We start from the raw sequence: 18,360 nt of genomic DNA, 5'->3' as shown, positions 1-18,360 counted from the left end.
CTTTTGAACCATAAATCCCAACCTATCTTCACCTGTTTCACCCCGTTTTTTCTATAAAACAAGAGTGTATGTCAAAAGACATACACTCTTGTTTTATTATGCTTTTTCAATTTCGAGAAGCAGATCTCCCGTTTGAATCGGCTCGCCATTTTTCACATGAACCTGCTTGATTGTTCCTGAGAAAGGCGCTTGAACCGTCGTTTCCATTTTCATCGCTTCATTGATCATCAAATGATCACCTTTATTGACTTTTGTGCCTGCTTCCGTCAAAACTTTAATAACCGTTCCAGGCATGGAAGCTGCGATGTGGCTTGGGTTTGTCCGGTCCGCTTTCAGCCTTTCCTGAACAGAAGATTTGATGCTTTCATCTTTGATGACAACTTCACGCGGCTGCCCGTTCAGTTCGAAATATACGACACGAGTGGCATCAGGCTGAGGCTCACCGATTGAGATCAGCTTAACGATCAGCGTTTTTCCGCGCTCAATCTCCACTTCTATTTCTTCACCTAATGTCATGCCATAGAAAAATGTCGGCGTATCTAATACTGAAATGTCGCCATAGCTTTCTGCCGTTTTCACATAATCAGTGAAGACTTTAGGATAAAGTGCATATGCCAAAGCATCTTGATCTGAAATCTCCATGTTATGCTGCTCTTTAAATTCCTGTTTGATCGCATCAAAGGATACCGGCTCAAGCAGTTCTCCCGGTCTGACCGAAATCGGCTTCTGTCCTTTTAAAATCAGCTTTTGCAGTTTTTGCGGGAACCCGCCATGAGGCTGGCCGATGTTTCCTTTGAAAAGCTCCACGACAGAATCAGGAAAATCTAATTGTTCGCCTTTTTCGTAAACGTCCTTTTCAGTCAGGTTGTTTTGCACCATGTAAAGCGCCATATCTCCGACTACTTTGGAGGAAGGCGTGACCTTTACAATGTCGCCAAACATATCGTTGACGCGTCTGTACATTTCCTTGACTTCATTCCAGCGATCGCCCAAGCCTACTCCCTTCGCCTGCTGCTGCAGGTTACTGTATTGGCCGCCAGGCATCTCATGTTCATAAATTTCTGTATGCGGAGACTTCATGCCGCTTTCAAATTCGCTATAGTATTTACGAACTGACTCCCAATATTGAGACAGCAATTCAACGCCTTGAACATTCATTTCCGGACGGCGGTCGTTGCCTTCCATCGCATGATAAAATCCGCTCGCGCTAGGCTGAGACGTTAATCCCGCCATAGAACTGACCGCAACGTCTATGATATCAACGCCGGCTTCAACGGCTTTCGCATACATATAAATGCCGTTGCCGCTCGTATCATGCGTATGAAGGTGAACAGGAATATCGATCGTCTCTTTCAGCGCAGAAACGAGCTCATAGGCAGCCTGCGGTTTTAACAGCCCCGCCATATCTTTAATTCCGAGAATATTGGCTCCGGCAGCCTCAAGCTCCTTCGCCATCGACGTATAATAGGCAAGATCATATTTCGTGCGATTTTTATCAAGGATATCTCCTGTATAACAAATCGCAGCTTCTGCCACCTTACCGGTATCCCGAACAGCATCAATGGCTAACGTCATACCTTTTACCCAGTTTAAGCTGTCGAAAATACGGAACACATCAATACCGGCTTGAGCAGATTGCTTCACAAATTCTTTAATCACATTATCCGGATAATTCGTATAGCCGACTGCGTTTGATGAACGAAGGAGCATCTGGAATAAGGTATTCGGCACTTCCTTGCGAAGGTCCTCCAAACGCTTCCATGGATCTTCTTTCAGGAATCGATAGGCTACATCGAATGTCGCGCCTCCCCACATTTCCATACTGAATAGTTCAGGCCATAACGCAGCTGTCGGATTCGCGATTTTTTTCAAATCATGCGATCTGAATCTCGTCGCCAATAATGATTGGTGAGCATCCCTGAATGTCGTATCAGTTAAAAGGACAGATTTTTGTTCCTTCACCCAATTTGCAAGCCCTTCAGCACCTTTTTCATCGAGAATTTGCTTTGTTCCTCTGGCAGGCTGCTGATCAACGTCTACTTTTACATTTAACGGCTTGTCAAACGCCGGCTTTTCTTTTTTCCCGATTCCTGGGAAGCCGTTCACTGTCACATTGCTGATATAAGTAAGCATTTTCGTTCCGCGGTCCTTCTGCTTAGGGAAAATAAATAATTCAGGTGTTGTATCAATGAAGGACGTATCATATTGTCCCGTCAGGAATTTTTCATGCTTTGCAACGTTCTCAAGGAACGGAATGTTTGTTTTAATACCTCTGATTCTAAACTCCTGAAGATTCCGGACCATTTTAGCCGCCGCCTGTTCAAACGTTAAAGCCCAGGTTGAGAGCTTAACGAGAAGCGAATCATAATACGGCGTGATCACGGCGCCTTGGAAGCTGTTTCCGGTATCAAGACGGACACCAAAGCCGCCGCCTGAGCGGTAGGCCATGATTTTCCCGGTATCAGGCATGAAATCATTTTGCGGATCCTCAGTCGTCACGCGTGATTGAATCGCATAGCCGATTGTAAAAATGTCCTTTTGCTCAGGAATATTTACTTGTTTGCTGTGAAGGCTGTGCCCTTGAGCAACAAGGATCTGTGTTTGAACAATATCAACACCCGTAATCATTTCTGTAATCGTGTGTTCAACTTGTACGCGGGGGTTTACTTCAATAAAGTAGAACTCGTTGTTCGCAACAAGGAATTCGACCGTGCCCGCGTTGATATAATTTACATTTTTCGCAAGCGCAACTGCCGCTTCACAGATTTGATCTCTTAATTCAGTGGACAGCGAGACACTCGGCGCCACTTCAATGACTTTTTGGTGGCGTCTTTGAACAGAACAATCCCTCTCAAATAGATGAACGACATTGCCCTGCTTGTCTCCAATAACCTGAACCTCAATATGTTTTGGATTTTCAATCAATTTTTCTACATAAACTTCATCATTGCCAAAGGCTGCTTTCGCCTCTGATTTTGCACGCTCATATGCTTCTTTGACTTCGCTTTCAGATCTGACAATCCGCATACCGCGTCCTCCGCCGCCCAGCGAAGCTTTAATGATAATCGGATAGCCGTTAGCTTGTCCGAATTGTTCGACTGCTTCAAGCGTTTCTGCAGGTCCGTCGCTTCCCGGAATCACAGGAATTCCAGCTTTTTCTGCCTGCTCACGCGCTTTTACCTTGTCACCAAACATATCTAGATGTTCGGACTTTGGACCAATGAACACGATCCCTTCTTCTTCACATCGTCTCGCGAAATGGATGTTTTCAGATAAGAAACCGTATCCCGGATGAATCGCATCGACTTTGTTTCTTTTCGCAATATCAATGATTCCTTCAATATCCAGGTAAGCATCAATCGGTTTTTTCCCTTCACCGACCAGGTATGCTTCGTCCGCTTTGTACCGGTGGTAGGAACCGGAATCTTCTTTTGAATAAACCGCAACTGTACGAATATTCAATTCGGTGCATGCACGGAATATTCGGATTGCAATTTCTCCCCTGTTTGCTACTAATACTTTTTGTATCGATTGCTGAGACAAACTTTTCTCCCCCTTACCCGAATGGAATATAATCTATCATAGCGGAATATCCTTCCTGTGTACACACTTGTTTTTTACAGATAAACAGTTTTTTTCGGCTGCTTCTTTTTCATTCCCTTTGTCGGCATTGGCTCTTTCTTTTTCTTATTCTCTGAATATTTCACAAACATGCTGATATTCGCTAATATCCCCATACTGCCAAGCAAGAGCACTAAAGAAGAACCCCCATAACTGATAAATGGCAGCGTAACCCCTGTAATCGGAATTAATCCGCTCACGCCTCCGAGGTTAATGAACGATTGGATGGCTATCATGCTTGAAATGCCGATCGCTAGAAGACTTCCAAACGGGTCCTCGCATTTTCTGGCTATATAAAAACCTTTTATGACGACAAAACCCAATAGGAAAATCACAAACAAAACCCCAAAAATACCAAGTTCTTCGGATATGACAGCCATGATAAAGTCAGTGTGTGATTCAGGAAGATACCCGTATTTTTGGATACTTTCGCCGAGCCCCAGGCCAAAAATACCGCCTGAGCCAATCGCATAATAAGAATTGATCACTTGCAAACCTGATGTCTGTGCGTACTTAAACGGGTCTTCAAAACTATCAAAACGCGCTAAACGGCCTTTAGTTAAAATGTTGTCCTGATTCAAATAGATAATTGGACTGACCAAAATGAAAACAATTCCGCCCAGCAAAACCAGCCTCATCAGCGTCTTTCCGCTGAAGCCGGAGCACAAGATCATACATGTCGCAATCAGTCCGATAATCATGGCTGTACCTAAATCTGGCTGCATGGCAATTAACCCGCAAATCACAAGCGTCATGACAACAGGAGGAGCCACTCCCGTTAACAGATGGTCGATATAGCTTTGTTTTTTGGCATATACGGCCGCAAGATATAAAATCACGACCAGTTTCACAAATTCCCCCGGCTGAATACTCATTCCGCCGATTTTAAACCAGCTTTGGGCGTTTCCGGCAACATGCCCGAATACGAACAGCGAGATAAGCGCCAGAACAGAAGCAAGCAGTATCCCTTTCTGAAACTTTTGGTGGGCCAGTGCTTTATAAGGAAACAAAGCCATGAGAATAAACAGAGCACCACCCGCAATTAAGGCAAACAGCTGCCGCATAAAGAAAAAATTACTGCTTACTCCATATCGAGAGACAGCCGTAATCATACTTGAGCTATAAACCATCACCAAACCGAATCCGCACAGTAAAACAATTGCGAATATCAGTGAGTAATCATAAGATTTGAGCATTTTTTTTAACATAACATCCTCTTCCCTGCTTCTAACTTCCATTAACTATGGTTTTTAAGTATGTATCTTTTTTATTTTACTACAATTTATCAAACGAGACGAAGAATCTCTATACGATTCGGAAGGAATGTGTGAAAAAAGACCGTCTTTAAGAGTGAAAATTAGCGGTTATAAAAAAACCCAAACTGTTAATAAGTTTGAGTTTTATCATTTATTTACCTGTAAACGCGTCATGCAAAGCTGACAATTCGCGTTCCAATGTGTATAAAAGGTCTTTACCGTCTTTTTCATCAACCAATCCCAGGCGGACAGCAAAATCGATTTCCCTCGAAAGCCCGAACATTTGAGTATCTAAGACCTCTTCATATAGAGGACATTGAGGCATCGTTAAGTTATCCATTTGTACTCGGATCAGCTTCAAAATCTTCTCAGCATCAACTTTTAAGAGCTCAAAAGCTTTTTGTCGATGGTCAACCATCATCTCTGAAGCCAAAAGTATCCCTCCGTTCCCCAGGCGAGTACCTAATTCTTCTATTTATCATAAAGGGTATCAGCAGAAAATGCAAGTGGATTTAAGCACATGACATAAATTAAAAAATACTCAGCCTGTACATTTCAGACATTATTTCCAATAGCTTCACACCTGCGATACTGTTGCCTTTTTCGTCCAATGCCGGGCCGAATATACCGATTCCGAAATCGTAAGGTGAAATGCCCATTATCCCTCCGGATACGCCGCTTTTTGCCGGAATTCCGACCTTAATTGCAAATTCCCCGCTTGCATTGTACATTCCGCACGTCACCATAAATGTTTTGCAAATTCTGGCGACATCTTTTGAGATCACTTGCTCCCCTGTCTCAGGGTGTCTGCCGTTCAGCGCAAATACAGATGCGATTTTCGCCAAATCCAGGCTGTTCATCTCAATCGCGCATTGCTTCGTGTACAAATCCATTACCGTTTCTACCTCATCCTCAAAAATGCCGTACTGCTTCATATAGTAACACAATGCCCGATTAATCATTGATGTGCTGTATTCGGATTCAGCCACTTCTCGGCAGTATGTAATCTTTTGGTTGTTTGTCAGCCTTCTGATAAAAGACAGCAAATAATCAAGTCTCTCTTTCGCCGTTTTCCCTCTAATCAAGCTTGTCACTGCCAATGCCCCTGCGTTGATCATAGGGTTTAACGGCTTGCTTGGATTCATTGTTTCCAGCTTGATAATTGAATTAAACGGATCACCGGTCGGCTCCTGTCCGACATAGCTGAAGACCTTATCTTTGCCGTATTCCATTAACACCAAAGCAAGTGAGAGAACTTTCGATATACTTTGAAGCGTAAATGTTTTTTCTACGTCACCTGCTGACAGACAAATATTATTGGAATAATAAATCGCCACTGACAGATCGTGTTTATCGGCTTTTGCCAAGGCGGGAATATAGCTGGCAACCTCCCCCTCGTCCGTCACTTTTTTTGCCTCTTTCACTAAGGCTTCAAGCTCGTCATTATGCCGGCATACCATACAACCACCCTCGCTCCTTGAGCAATTCAATACACATAATTTGTACACAAAGTGACAATTCATGCGAAAACTTTTATAATTTTGAGAGAAGGGGGTTATGTCATGAGCGTTATACAAGTAAAAGGCAATGTTACATATCCGATCACCATTGATCCTAGCGTATGGATTTTTGATGACCGCAAATTTTCGTTTGACCGCAAAGGGGAAGGTCAAGACACACATTTTCAATCAGCCGGGGATGAATCCGATCTTGATCCTGAACGTGTCATTAGAGAGGGCCGGATTACTCCGCCGACCTTAAAGACAGAAAAACAATACGAGAAGCAAAAGCTAATGAATGGCAGTTTTGCAATGAAACTTGGGATGGTGCTTAAAAATGCCGAGCCGCTCAGTTCTGCGACACAATGCGTATTTGTGACAAGTTCAGGGAAAGCCGCCGTCCCTCTGGAAGCCGCTCTTAACAGTATTGTCCATTTCAGTGAGGCAGGCAAGCCGATTCAAGAAGGCGGTCCCGTTCATATTTACTTTGAAGACCCAGTTAATCACGAACAGCCGATCACCGATATAAAAGAAATCGAAATCATGTAATATTACAGCAAGTCAGCGGCAAGCTGGGCGAGACCTGACCTCTCGCCTTTTAACAGCTTCACGCTGCCTGAGACGGGTTGTCCTTTAAACCGCTCCACCACATAGGCCAAACCATTGTTCAGACTGTCTAAGTATGGGTGATCAATTTGTTCAGGATCGCCCATTAGGACAATTTTACTGCCTTCACCGACTCTCGTCAGCAGCGTTTTCACCTCATGCCTGGTCAAATTTTGCGCTTCATCAATAATAATAAATTGATCTGGAATGCTTCTCCCTCTGATATATGTCAGCGCCTCTACCTGAATAGAGCCAATCCCCGCCAGAATGGCCTCAAGCTCCCCCGGTTTTTTCGCATTAAACAGAAACTCCAAGTTGTCAAAAATCGGCTGCATCCAAGGCTTTAGCTTTTCCTCTTTTTCGCCCGGCAGGTACCCGATGTCTTTGCCAACGGGAACAATCGGTCTCGCCACGACCAGCTTTTTGTATATTCCCAAGTCTTCAGTCTGCAATAGCCCCGCCGCTAATGCTAAAAGCGTCTTGCCGGTTCCCGCTTTTCCGATCAGGGTCACAAGTGGAATATCTTCCCGCAGCAAAAGCTCTAATGCCATTGTCTGCTGTACATTTTTCGGCCTGATCCCCCATATATGTTCATCATCAAATACCAGTCTTTTTAATACCGTTCCGGTTTTATCCGCAATTCCGACTGCCGAGGCGGAACCTCCCAGCTCATCCTTCATTAACGCGAATTGATTCGGATAAAAAGCATGCTGTTTGATATCATTTACTGAAATTTGGTTTTTCCCATAAAAAGAGCTGAACAGCTGCTGGCTGATATATAAATCCTTATAACCGCTGTACATTTCATTATTGTCCACAACCCGGTCATTCAGGAAATCTTCGGCAAGCAGTCCGATTGCGTCCGCTTTAACCCTTACCAGTACATCCTTGCTGACGAGGATAACCGGCCTGCCATTTTCTTTGGTTTCTTCCTCAAGGCTTAGATTTTTCGCAACGGCTAATATGCGATTATCGTTCGTCTTTTCAATAAAGATCTCTTGCAGCTGGTGAAACGAACGATGATTCAGTTCAATTCTCAGTGTGCCGCCGGTATCAAGCGGAACATGCTCATGCAGCCTGCCCTTTTGTCTTAGCGCATCGATCAGTTTAGATACGTGCCTTGCATTCCTCCCAACCTCGTCCATATACCGCTTTTTTGAATCAACCTCTTCTAATACGACAGCAGGGATGACAACCTCATTTTCTTCAAAAGAAAATATCGCGTTAGGATCCTGTAATAACACATTCGTATCTAACACATAAATTTTACTCAAGTCTCAGCCTCCTGATATAAGGGTCAAAGTTCTTCCTGCTTCTCTTACGATAAAAAAGGTGAATGCCTGCTAAAATATATGTTTTTGTGCATAAAGATAGAAGGTTAATTCAACAATAAAATTAATAAATGCATTTCAAGGAGGGAACCCGCAAGTGCGAATTCTTTTCATTTTGATACAGCTGACGCTTATCTTGTCCGCATGTGCCTACCAGCAAGGAAGACAGGATCAGAATGTTGAAAAAGAATCAACAAGACAGCAGGAGACTAAACCGATTCACGTAAAGGACACAGCTCAAGAGACAAAAGACAATGGAACAAGGACGGATATTGCCAGGCATCTTGTCAGCGTTGCTGAAAAAAACCCTGATGTCAAGGACGCAACAGCCGTAGTGCTGGGCGGTTATGCCGTTGTTGGGATTGATGTCGATGATACTTTGGACAGAAGCAAAGTGGAAACCATTAAATATTCTGTGGCACAGGGTTTAAAAAATGATCGATACGGCGCTAATGCAGTTGTCATTGCCGATCCAGATACAGTCAGCCGCCTGAGGGAAATGAGCAGGGAAATCAGTGAAGGTCATCCGATAACTGGCATACTAGATGAATTAGCGGCAATTGTCGGCCGAGTGCTTCCCGAAATGCCTAACAATGTGATTAACAATGAAGACGAGCCGCAAACAAAGCAGCAAAATGACCAATTAAACAGAAAACAACGGCAGGAAATGGATCAGGAGCAAAACGATCAATCTGATCATCATATGAAAAAGAATACCAATGATTAAGCTATAGCCTCGGTGCTTTAGCTTTTTCTTATTTTAGACAGCTTCTGATCCGTGCTATAATACATGTTAGTGAAAGAGGTGATATGATGAGGGTCCAATGTTCTATTTGCGATAAAATTGAAACAATTGATGATGATACCCTGATCGCGAAACGGCTTCGAAACCGCCCAATCCATACATATATGTGTCAGGAATGCCACGACCGGATTGCCCAGAAAACAGAAGAACGGCTGAAAACGGGAAAATTCACTTTTCACCCGGGACAGCAGAAGAAAGAAAAAGTTAAAAAATAAAGCGGCCGCTTTACCATACAGAACAAAAAAGACTCAGCTGAGAAGCTGAGTCAAGCTGTCGAGATTTTCTCGACAGCTTGAGAGCGCGTCATGCGCTCTCACGAATAAGAACGTTCATATTTATGTTGTGCTTTTCATAAAATGAACGGGACAACTTAAAAAAGCAGCGTATTGACGGCAATGATGAGAATAATGACTCCGCTCAGCATCGTGCTGAACTGTCCGACGCGAAAAGATCCTATGCGTAATGACGCAGCTTTTTTTCCTAGCGAGCAGCCGATCCATATGGTCAGGAAACTTCCGAGTGCCGCAGTGATTGAAATTGCAGCGGGATTAAACCCGATCAGGCCCGCGCTTAATCCATTGGTCAGCGCATTTGCAGATACGGCCACCCCGAGAACTATAGATTCCAATATACTGATTTCTCCCGAACCATCAGCATCCGCTGTCTCCGGATTTTGTAACAGACCGGCAATACGGCTTTTTTTTCTTGATGACACATCAACACGCGCTGAATTTTCTTCTTTTCTCGGCACAGCCAGCAGGATGATGCGGATGCCAATGACAGACAAAATAAAAGCCGCCAGCAACACAGGAAGAAAACCGGGTAAAACGACTGAAATCCATTTACCGAAATAAATCCCCATATAGCTGAATAAAAAACAGATAAAAGCGATCATCATATTTGACGCGTGAGATATTTTGATCTTTCTGATGCCGTATGACATTCCTACTCCTAAATTATCAATGCTCGAAGACACTGCCAGACCTAAAATCAATAACCAAGCCATGTTATGTTCTCTCCATTCTTTGATGTCTTTTCAACATGTTGTGCTGTTCCAATCTACACTATCCTATTCCTCAGCACAGAAAAGGTACCTTTTCTGCAAAAATTATTGACTGATTATCATCATTCCGGCGGAAACGAGGTGACACCCTTGGAAGAAAATGAAAAAAAGACATTGGGCCCCCTTTTAAAATCACTGCTTGATAAGCATTCGCTCTCCATGAGAAAACTCGGTGCCTTAACCAACATTGATGCAGCTACCATCTCCCGGATTATAAACGGCAAGCAAAAGGCCAATTTAAAGCATCTTCAGGAATTTTCTAAACACCTCCGCACCCCGCTGGAGGAATTACTTGAGGCATCGGGCATATCTATCAGCCATGAAAAAGAAACTGCACTGCAAGACCCGATGCACGCGATTCAGGATATGCTGAATATGGCGGAGATGTTTGAACAGCCTTTTTCTCGGGAGCAAATTGAACGCGAGCTGACCAGATATGAACAATATGCCAAAACCCAGCAGGGCCATCGCCTGATTTGCGATGAATTTCAAAAGAAAATGGATAACGAAGAAAGCGTCGGCCCTTTTATTGATCATTTAAAAAACATGTATTGTCAGTATATGGACGGAGCAACACCAGCTGAAGACCGTGTGATTCTCGGGAGCGCGCTGCTGTATTATATTTTAGCGACGGACGTCATTCCGGATTATATGTTTCCGATCGGCTATCTGGATGACGCCATTGCCGTTCAAATCGCTTTGCACCGGCTGAAAAAAAAGTAAGGGCGCTTAAAAAAGCGCCCTTTTTTGTTGAAAAATATGAAACACCGCATTGCGGTTTTGTCAAAACAGAGACAGCTGTCATATGATACATCAACCTAACAAAAAGGAAGGTGTCTTCTATGGACAGCAACACAGTTGTGGCAGTATGCGCTCTGTTAAGTGTGGTAATTCAGATCGGAACGATATTTGCCGCGGGAAAGTGGAAAAAAGAATAAAAAACAAATTGAGGGTTTTTCACACAAACGGATGCTTATAAATAACCTTGTAAAAGATAGAAAGAAGATATGCATATTAAAAATCATTCTCCTCTTTGCCACCTCTGTCACATATATTTTGATCAGCATCAACTTTCAGGCGGATATAAAGATCCTGAAAAGGAACGGAGAACCGTTCCTTTCGTTTCAATAAATGGTTCAGCCGGCCAGAACCTCATGATGAAAGACAAACAAAATAATTGCATACAATTAAAACACAAGCTAGAAAACGGGCGAGTTAACTCCCTAAGGAAGAAGGCGAAATGATGAAGTAAACTGATAAACCGCTGAGCCTATTACGTTCTAAAGCGGCGTCGTCACCATACTAAACCGACCGTCTTTCTGTCGCACCAATGACACACTATTCTTCAAACGATAACGGAATGATTTCCGACCGTGAATTAAGCGGTGAAGTGACACCAGGGCGATTGAAGCCAGGATTTAAAAAGCGCAAAACAAAAAAAGCTTGTAGAAAAAACGATGTTTTTTCTACAAGCTGAGTCTTTTTATGAATTTGCAGACTGTCCTTTTTTCGACTGATACAGCCGGATTTTGTAAATGATTAAAATCAGAGCAGCGACAACCAATCCCTCTGCAACGGGCAAAAACACTCCTAAAAAGGTCAAAACAGTGCAGCCCAAAGCAAGAAACACATACACCACCGCTGATTTTAATAACGGAAGCCGTTTAGCAAATCCAAGCTTAAATACAATAACAGCCAATACAAAAATCGTACCGTACAGCAGCCACATGCCTGCCGCAGGCTGCCGGTCTACTTGATATAGAGCGGCGAAGAACGACAGGCGTTCGCTTACGTCATTCAAAAAGATTCCCTCCCCTGTAAACGTACGGGTTCTATCTTTTCAAATTCTGCACGAGATTAAGACAATCCTGCTGTTTTTTTCTTTTTAGCCGCTTTTTCACGTTCGTTCTTATTGAGGATTTTCTTTCTTAAACGGATGGATTCTGGTGTGACTTCACAATATTCATCTTCGTTTAAGTACTCTAGAGACTCCTCAAGAGACATGATGCGCGCTTTCTTAATTGTAGTTGTCTGATCCTTTGTCGCAGAGCGGACGTTTGTTTGCTGTTTCATTTTGCTGACGTTAACAACAAGGTCGTTATCACGGTTATGCTCTCCAACGATCATTCCTTCATATACTTCAGTACCAGGCTCAACGAAGATGACACCGCGGTCCTCAATTCCTTGAATACCGTATGATGTCGCTTTTCCGTTTTCCATTGACACAAGTACACCCTGACGGCGTCCGCCGACTTGGCCCGCCTGCATCGGCTGGTAGCTGTCAAACGTATGGTTCAGAATACCGAATCCGCGTGTTAATGATAGGAACTCTGTAGAGTAACCGATCAATCCGCGGGAAGGAACTGTAAAGATGAGTCGGACTTGGCCGTTTCCGTTGTTGATCATATCAACCATTTCGCCTTTGCGGGCACCCATTGATTCCATGACAGAGCCAGTATGCTCTTCAGGTACATCAATTTGCACACGCTCAACAGGCTCACAGCGTACGCCGTCGATTTCTTTGATGATAACTTCAGGTTTTGAAACTTGAAGCTCATAGCCTTCACGGCGCATATTTTCGATTAAAATGGACAAGTGCAGCTCACCGCGTCCGGAAACAACCCAAGCATCAGGAGAAGCTGTTGGCTCGACACGCAAGCTCACATCTGTCTGAAGCTGAGACTGAAGACGCTCTTCAATTTTACGAGCTGTTACATATTTGCCTTCACGGCCTGCAAAAGGACTGTTATTCACGACAAATGTCATTTGAAGTGTCGGCTCATCAATGCGAAGCACTGGAAGCGGATCTTGATGGTCTACAGGACAGACCGTTTCACCAACGTTAATGTCTTCCATGCCGGACACCGCAACGAGGTCTCCCGCTTTTGCTTCTTCAATTTCCACACGCTTTAAGCCTTGGAAACCGAAAATCTTTGTAACACGGAATGACTTAGCCGTTCCGTCAAGCTTCATAAGAGAAACCTGCTGACCAACTTTCATCGTGCCGCGGAATACGCGTCCGATACCGATACGGCCTACATAGTCGTTGTAGTCAAGAAGTGCAACTTGGAATTGAAGCGGCTCCTCTGCATTATCAACAGGTGCCGGAACATGCTTAATAATCGTTTCATATAAAGCTTCCATGTTTTCATCCTGCTGTTTTGGATCAAGACTCGCTGTTCCGTTAATCGCAGAAGCATATACCACTGGGAACTCGAGCTGCTCTTCATTGGCATCAAGCTCAATGAACAGATCCAGAACCTCATCGATCACTTCCTCAGGACGGGCAAAGTCACGGTCAATTTTGTTTACAACCACAACCGGATTCAGGTTTTGCTCAAGAGCTTTTTTCAGAACGAAACGAGTTTGAGGCATACAGCCTTCATATGCGTCAACGACAAGCACTACGCCGTCTACCATTTTCATAATCCGTTCTACTTCTCCCCCAAAGTCTGCGTGTCCAGGGGTATCCAAAATATTGATGCGTGTATCTTTATAGTTAATCGCAGTATTTTTCGCCAAAATTGTAATGCCGCGTTCGCGTTCAAGATCATTAGAGTCCATTGCGCGTTCAGCAACCTGCTCGTTGGCACGGAATGTACCAGCCTGATGTAAAAGCTGATCGACTAGAGTCGTTTTCCCATGGTCAACGTGGGCAATAATCGCGATGTTGCGAAGATCGTTTCGAAGTTTCACTTTTTCATCTCCTAAAAAAATTAGATAACTTTCATATTATACCACACATCCTCTTTAAAAGCGTCACGTTTTTCAGTAAACTTATTATAAGACGTAAAAGGGGATGGGAAATATGAAAAAAATGAATGGGCTTTTACTATTATTTGCATTTGCAGCGGTTTTCAGTATTATGCTGATCGGCGTCTTTATCGCTGAAAAAAGCGCTCTTGGCATTATCGCCAGCATTGTACTTGTTTGCGCCGTGATGGGCGGCGGATTTACATTGAAAAAGAAAATGCGCGAGCAGGGCTTGCTTGATTAAAAGCATTGCCCGGCCGGAGACGTTGTAATCAAAAAACACCGCAAAGAAAGCGGTGTTTTTTTCATGTCTTTAAGTCTTATCTCCCCTGTTTTTTAGTCGGGAAGATACAAAACAGCCTGTATACCTAGATAATCGTGCTTACGATGACACATGAGACCCGAAAAAAGCAGTTCGGCAATGTTATACATAAAATACCATAGAGCCTATTTTTATCACACCAATATATCCCTATAATGGAATCTGCATCACAGTTCATAAAAGGGAGAGAAGAAACATGAAAAAAACATTTGTAAAAAAAGCGATACTAACGACTGCCGCAATGACCTCAGCAGCTCTATTCACGTTCGGCCCTGATACAGCCAGCGCAAAAACACCGGCTGGTCACACTGATGTTTATGTTCAGCATCAGACAGTCACAACCGAAGATATCAATGCATTTATTGATATTTTAAATCAATCTATATACGAAAAAGACGGTGTATATTATTTCGACAGTAAAAAAGCTGTCGAGTTAGGAATGACAAAAGAAGAGGCTCAAGTCATCGCAAAATTATGGGAGTCGACATCGGAATTTTTCAATATTGTTTCACAGTGTGTATATATTGAAGATGGAAATTACAAATTTGATACAGAAAAAGCAGTTGAACTTGGCTTCACAGAAAAAGAAGCACTCGCACTCGACCAATTTTTCTCTGCTGTTTCCGTAAAGATACACATTCTTCAAGCAGCAATTGTATTACAAGACGGCGTGTACAGCTATGACAAAGATGCAGCCGTACAAGCAGGCGCGACACCTCAGCAAGCTGACATTTACGAAAAGCTTTTCGGTGCTCTGTCACAAGAACAACTTGCCGCAATCTATGATATGATTCATCCAAAAGCTTAATCTACAAAAGCGCTTGTCCGTTTTCCGGCAGGCGCTTTTCTTTATAACAGCAATTTGATGATCAGCATCACGACAGCCGCCGCTCCAAACCAACAGGCAGCTTTAACGATCATCAAACCATAATACCTCTGTTTAAACCGCCTTTCTTCTTCCGGCAGAAAGGCCTCCTCAACAGCCTGTCCGTCTTCCCATTCAAAGGGCTCAGCCATCATGTCATACATGTCTCTGCAGCTGCCGCAGGTCTTTAAATGTTCTTTAATCACGTGTTCCGTTTCTCTTTTACAATCACCTTCAAGATACAGAGGAAGCAGGTCTCTTACTAGAAAGCAGGTCATATCCGCTCCTCCTCTCTTCTTTTCATCACGTTTTTCTTTAGCTCTAATCTGGCCCGGTGCAGTGTAGTTTTCACCTTTGAAAGACTCCATCCTAATATCTCTGCAATTTCCTCATAAGAAAGCTCTTGGAATTCTCTTAAAATCAAAACGGATTGATACTGATCTTTTAACTGCAGGATCTCATGCCTTATGGTTTCGCTTTTTACCGTCCGCGACAAATACTCTTCAGGCTGCTCATAAGTTGTTTGCGTTAATCCATCACTTTTGCTGATATCAGAAAATTTGTATTTGGCATTCCTGCGGTACCAATTGACAAAGGTGTGATGTGCAATGGTGTAAAGCCACGTTCTGATGGAAGAATGGCCCCTAAACGAAGCCAGACCGTTAAGTGCTTTCACAAACGTATCCTGCGCTAAGTCCTTTGCTGTTTCAAGGTGACGAGTTCTTCTATATAAATAATTCAAAATTTCTTGGTAATACTGTCGATACAAGTCCTCAATAGAATCTCTATGCTTCATTAAAAGTAAAACCACACCGTCATCCAAATAGCCAATAAAATAAAACAGATATACATGGAAGACAGGTATACTTTCATATGTCTGATTTTGCTCTCTTCTTCAGCACCCGGGCTTCTCTTCGTACTAGAATCACTCCTTAAGAATTCCGCATTCTTTTGATATAGGGGCTCGTGCTGTTTCATCCATTCCATTGATTCACTCTCTAGCTCTCCTTCTTTATATAGGTCATATAAATCTAAAAAAACAGATTCTTTTTCTTTATGATTCATAAAGACTTTTCACCTCTCGTGTTTCTCCATCCACCACATAAGCGTCATGGCGGTTTGAGCCGAACGGCTGAATAATGATCAGCCATGCATAATGCCGTTCATCCCCTCTTTGAACGATAATTGGACGCATGCGTTTTTTGTAAATGACATCCTGATATAGAGAAGCTACTTTTTCATAAGCCAATGTTCCGTTACGATACGTATATGGGAAAGGCTGCTCGGGTGTATCACTGTACACATTAACGTTTAGCTGACCCTGATCTTCAAAAAAATTATATGTTTTAGAAGAATCAGTATACATCACCATGTCACTCTGACTTTTTTTCTTTATTTCAGCTCCATGAGCATCGAAGATCGATAATATCTGCTGCTGCAATTGGTTGTTGTCCATTGAAATATTCTTCTTCATCGGAAGCGAAAGGCTATGTAAAGAACCGGATTCACTCTCAAATTCCAACACAATCGCGCCTCTCGTTTCCACACGCACCAAGCTCCCGAGCAGGCTGTCGCTTTCAATATCAGTGATCTGATAAGGCTGTTTCGGTATGTTCAAAGCTGTAAACATTTGATTCAATTTGTCTTGTATGTCTTGTTCTGTCACATGAACATGAAAAAGAGAATCAAGCTGATAAATAGAAGGGTCTTCACTAAAGCTCATTAAAGTTTCTTTTTCCCAATAAAATAGCGTTCCATCATCATTATCTTTTTTATGAAGTTGATTTTTCAGATATATACGAACGACTGTCTGACCGTTTTCTTTAGATACCTTAGTTTCGATCTGGTCCTTATTTAACACACGGCCGTGCCGTTCGAGAAAAGCGATAGACCTCCGCATGTACTCTTGATCCGTCAGCTTTTTTCCATGGGGTTTTTTTACGTATTGATAATTACGAATCAGCTGTGAGACTTCGTCTACCTCAGCTTTATAGCTCTTGCTTTCAAATGAGTAGAAATAATGCACATCCATGTTTGTATCGTGCAAATAAAGTGTTTCATTCGTAGGAAAAAATGACTTCACAATCTGTTCCGCTTTTTCAGATGAAATGTGCTCCCCGACAAAATTGAATGAATCATGGACATCTAAAGGCTTTGATACAGCAAAAGCGGCGGTTCCTGCGTTATATATCGGATTTAAGAGCAAGACAAAAAACACAACGACAGCCATCGTCAGCCGCTTATTCACACGCATATAAAACTTGTCTGACTTTTGGAAGAGATGATAGCTCATCAAAAATCCCGCCATTGCCAAATAAATCGTATAAGGCATTACTGCACCATAATCTATGGTGATTTGATGGGAAAATGGAACAAGCAGCTTGACAAGCAGTCCGATAATCAGCGTATAAAATAACCCTAGTAAAATCTTATTTGTTCTCCAATACAGCTTGAAAAACAGTACATTCAAAACAATTGGAAGAATGATGATAAAAAACAGGAACACGAATTCAGTTGGCTCGACTTCATCAGGATATTCCTTCCAATAAGAAAAGAAACTGAATATCATTTGTACGATCGGCAAACTGACAACGGCCAGATCGAATGTATAAAACATGCCTTTTCCGCCATGATCACGCGGCATCAGCATGTAGTGAAAAGCCGTCAGCAGTACATACCCGTATAACAAAAAATGCACCAGCGGCAGCAGTTCTTTGTCGTCCTCTCTTAAGTAAGCGCTGGTAAAGTTTGTCGCCTGCACCTGATGAATGAGTTCAACTGACACCCCAGCCAGCAGCACAATCCGCAATAAGACACCAGCTAAGAACATTGTGCGGCACCGGTTTATCTTGGGATGGTGCACCACAACATATAAGCCCACAAGAACTACAACTGCCCATTGAATCAGCAAGGTGCTTTGTCGGCTTAATATAAAATAACGTTCGAAATGCAATACATAATGACTGAATAACTCCAACACGAACAACAATCCTTTTCTTCTTATTAAGGCCTCATTCGGTTAGACAGCGGGATTTTCAAAAAGTTTCAAGAAGAAACAAAAATATCTCATCTTCCCCTTGATATGTAAAAACATAACTCCGTAATGAACCATCACATGACACTTGACTCATCTTGATATTATTCAAAAAAAACAAACGCAGGACAATACTATCAATTTTGTCTAGTTATGTTAGTTTTTGTTGAGTAATCCAGAATGCTAGTTTAATATAACAATAAAG

General features: G+C 42.7%; 18 protein-coding genes. 6 read left to right on the top strand and 12 right to left on the bottom strand.

The genetic code is table 11. From position 1 onward, the window contains the following. Positions 1–96: 96 nt before the first annotated feature. The 4 genes from pyc to glsA all read right to left on the bottom strand — a co-directional run bounded on the left by pyc (position 97) and on the right by glsA (position 6,337). Positions 97–3,543: a pyruvate carboxylase gene (pyc, locus tag G4P54_RS07810; protein WP_167872288.1), complete on the bottom strand. Its 3,447-nt coding sequence runs from the start codon at positions 3,541–3,543 to the stop codon at positions 97–99. Positions 3,544–3,617: 74 nt separating this feature from the next. Then, complete coding sequence (gene ftsW / locus G4P54_RS07805) at positions 3,618–4,829, bottom strand: cell division protein FtsW (RefSeq protein WP_167872287.1); 1,212 nt, start codon at positions 4,827–4,829, stop codon at positions 3,618–3,620. Positions 4,830–5,028: 199 nt separating this feature from the next. Next, entirely contained in the window at positions 5,029–5,310 is a 282-nt protein-coding gene (locus G4P54_RS07800; RefSeq protein WP_024716177.1) for an Fpa/YlaN family protein, read from the bottom strand. Positions 5,311–5,407: 97 nt separating this feature from the next. Continuing rightward, the gene (gene glsA / locus G4P54_RS07795; protein WP_167872286.1) at positions 5,408–6,337 is read right to left on the bottom strand and encodes a glutaminase A; all 930 of its coding nucleotides are present in this window, start codon (positions 6,335–6,337) and stop codon (positions 5,408–5,410) included. A gap of 102 nt (positions 6,338–6,439) precedes the next feature. Between glsA and G4P54_RS07790 the strand changes: the two genes are divergently transcribed. Then, positions 6,440–6,925: a peptidyl-prolyl cis-trans isomerase gene (locus tag G4P54_RS07790; RefSeq protein ID WP_167872285.1), complete on the top strand. Its 486-nt coding sequence runs from the start codon at positions 6,440–6,442 to the stop codon at positions 6,923–6,925. A 2-nt stretch (positions 6,926–6,927) separates the two neighbouring features. Here the strand turns inward: G4P54_RS07790 and G4P54_RS07785 are convergent, their stop codons facing one another. Continuing rightward, positions 6,928–8,256 (bottom strand): PhoH family protein, encoded by a 1,329-nt coding sequence (locus G4P54_RS07785; RefSeq protein WP_024716180.1) that lies wholly within the window; start codon positions 8,254–8,256, stop codon positions 6,928–6,930. Positions 8,257–8,410: 154 nt separating this feature from the next. Between G4P54_RS07785 and G4P54_RS07780 the strand changes: the two genes are divergently transcribed. Next, positions 8,411–9,040, top strand: coding sequence for a YhcN/YlaJ family sporulation lipoprotein (locus G4P54_RS07780; RefSeq protein ID WP_167872284.1), 630 nt, complete (start codon positions 8,411–8,413; stop codon positions 9,038–9,040). A gap of 83 nt (positions 9,041–9,123) precedes the next feature. Further along, entirely contained in the window at positions 9,124–9,333 is a 210-nt protein-coding gene (locus G4P54_RS07775; protein ID WP_072183306.1) for a YlaI family protein, read from the top strand. Positions 9,334–9,488: 155 nt separating this feature from the next. Here the strand turns inward: G4P54_RS07775 and ytaF are convergent, their stop codons facing one another. Next, complete coding sequence (gene ytaF, locus G4P54_RS07770) at positions 9,489–10,124, bottom strand: sporulation membrane protein YtaF (RefSeq protein WP_167872283.1); 636 nt, start codon at positions 10,122–10,124, stop codon at positions 9,489–9,491. A gap of 147 nt (positions 10,125–10,271) precedes the next feature. Here ytaF and G4P54_RS07765 point away from each other — a divergent pair, with 147 nt between their 5' ends. After that, the gene (locus G4P54_RS07765) at positions 10,272–10,904 is read left to right on the top strand and encodes a helix-turn-helix domain-containing protein (RefSeq protein WP_167872282.1); all 633 of its coding nucleotides are present in this window, start codon (positions 10,272–10,274) and stop codon (positions 10,902–10,904) included. Positions 10,905–11,664: 760 nt separating this feature from the next. On the opposite strand, the gene G4P54_RS07760 is transcribed toward G4P54_RS07765, so the two are convergent. Next, on the bottom strand, positions 11,665–11,982 hold the full coding sequence (locus G4P54_RS07760) for a YlaH-like family protein (protein WP_024716185.1): 318 nt from the start codon (positions 11,980–11,982) through the stop codon (positions 11,665–11,667). Positions 11,983–12,038: 56 nt separating this feature from the next. Next, positions 12,039–13,877: a translational GTPase TypA gene (gene typA / locus G4P54_RS07755; protein ID WP_003232278.1), complete on the bottom strand. Its 1,839-nt coding sequence runs from the start codon at positions 13,875–13,877 to the stop codon at positions 12,039–12,041. A 112-nt stretch (positions 13,878–13,989) separates the two neighbouring features. Here typA and G4P54_RS07750 point away from each other — a divergent pair, with 112 nt between their 5' ends. After that, positions 13,990–14,178, top strand: coding sequence for a YlaF family protein (locus G4P54_RS07750; protein WP_024716186.1), 189 nt, complete (start codon positions 13,990–13,992; stop codon positions 14,176–14,178). Positions 14,179–14,452: 274 nt separating this feature from the next. Beyond that, entirely contained in the window at positions 14,453–15,064 is a 612-nt protein-coding gene (locus tag G4P54_RS07745) for a hypothetical protein (RefSeq protein ID WP_167872281.1), read from the top strand. 41 nt (positions 15,065–15,105) lie between these two features. On the opposite strand, the gene G4P54_RS07740 is transcribed toward G4P54_RS07745, so the two are convergent. The 4 genes from G4P54_RS07740 to G4P54_RS07725 are packed head-to-tail and all read right to left on the bottom strand — an operon-like array spanning position 15,106 to position 18,110. After that, complete coding sequence (locus tag G4P54_RS07740; RefSeq protein WP_024716188.1) at positions 15,106–15,399, bottom strand: zf-HC2 domain-containing protein; 294 nt, start codon at positions 15,397–15,399, stop codon at positions 15,106–15,108. After that, the gene (locus tag G4P54_RS07735) at positions 15,396–15,917 is read right to left on the bottom strand and encodes a sigma-70 family RNA polymerase sigma factor (RefSeq protein ID WP_167872280.1); all 522 of its coding nucleotides are present in this window, start codon (positions 15,915–15,917) and stop codon (positions 15,396–15,398) included. The genes G4P54_RS07740 and G4P54_RS07735 overlap by 4 nt, the downstream gene beginning before the upstream one ends. Further along, positions 15,917–16,186, bottom strand: a complete 270-nt coding sequence (locus tag G4P54_RS07730) for a hypothetical protein (RefSeq protein ID WP_167872279.1) — start codon at positions 16,184–16,186, stop codon at positions 15,917–15,919. The genes G4P54_RS07735 and G4P54_RS07730 overlap by 1 nt, the downstream gene beginning before the upstream one ends. Next, complete coding sequence (locus G4P54_RS07725) at positions 16,176–18,110, bottom strand: hypothetical protein (protein WP_167872278.1); 1,935 nt, start codon at positions 18,108–18,110, stop codon at positions 16,176–16,178. The genes G4P54_RS07730 and G4P54_RS07725 overlap by 11 nt, the downstream gene beginning before the upstream one ends. Between the last annotated feature and the right edge of the window lie 250 nt (positions 18,111–18,360).

The sequence above is a fragment of the Bacillus tequilensis genome, assembly GCF_012225885.1.
Classification (GTDB): Bacteria; Bacillota; Bacilli; order Bacillales; family Bacillaceae; genus Bacillus; species Bacillus tequilensis.
The sequence above is the reverse complement of the archived record's forward strand: the minus strand, read 5'-3'. Positions and strand labels throughout refer to the sequence as shown.

Excerpts from the sequence above, each read along its gene's own strand:
- ftsW (WP_167872287.1), bottom strand. The coding sequence starts at position 4,829 with ATGTTAAAAAAAATGCTCAAATCTTATGATTACTCACTGATATTCGCA.
- glsA (WP_167872286.1), bottom strand. The coding sequence starts at position 6,337 with ATGGTATGCCGGCATAATGACGAGCTTGAAGCCTTAGTGAAAGAGGCA.
- G4P54_RS07790 (WP_167872285.1), top strand. The coding sequence starts at position 6,440 with ATGAGCGTTATACAAGTAAAAGGCAATGTTACATATCCGATCACCATT.
- G4P54_RS07775 (WP_072183306.1), top strand. The coding sequence starts at position 9,124 with ATGATGAGGGTCCAATGTTCTATTTGCGATAAAATTGAAACAATTGAT.
- ytaF (WP_167872283.1), bottom strand. The coding sequence starts at position 10,124 with ATGGCTTGGTTATTGATTTTAGGTCTGGCAGTGTCTTCGAGCATTGAT.
- G4P54_RS07750 (WP_024716186.1), top strand. The coding sequence starts at position 13,990 with ATGAAAAAAATGAATGGGCTTTTACTATTATTTGCATTTGCAGCGGTT.
- G4P54_RS07745 (WP_167872281.1), top strand. The coding sequence starts at position 14,453 with ATGAAAAAAACATTTGTAAAAAAAGCGATACTAACGACTGCCGCAATG.
- G4P54_RS07740 (WP_024716188.1), bottom strand. The coding sequence starts at position 15,399 with ATGACCTGCTTTCTAGTAAGAGACCTGCTTCCTCTGTATCTTGAAGGT.
- G4P54_RS07735 (WP_167872280.1), bottom strand. The coding sequence starts at position 15,917 with ATGAAGCATAGAGATTCTATTGAGGACTTGTATCGACAGTATTACCAA.
- G4P54_RS07730 (WP_167872279.1), bottom strand. The coding sequence starts at position 16,186 with ATGAATCATAAAGAAAAAGAATCTGTTTTTTTAGATTTATATGACCTA.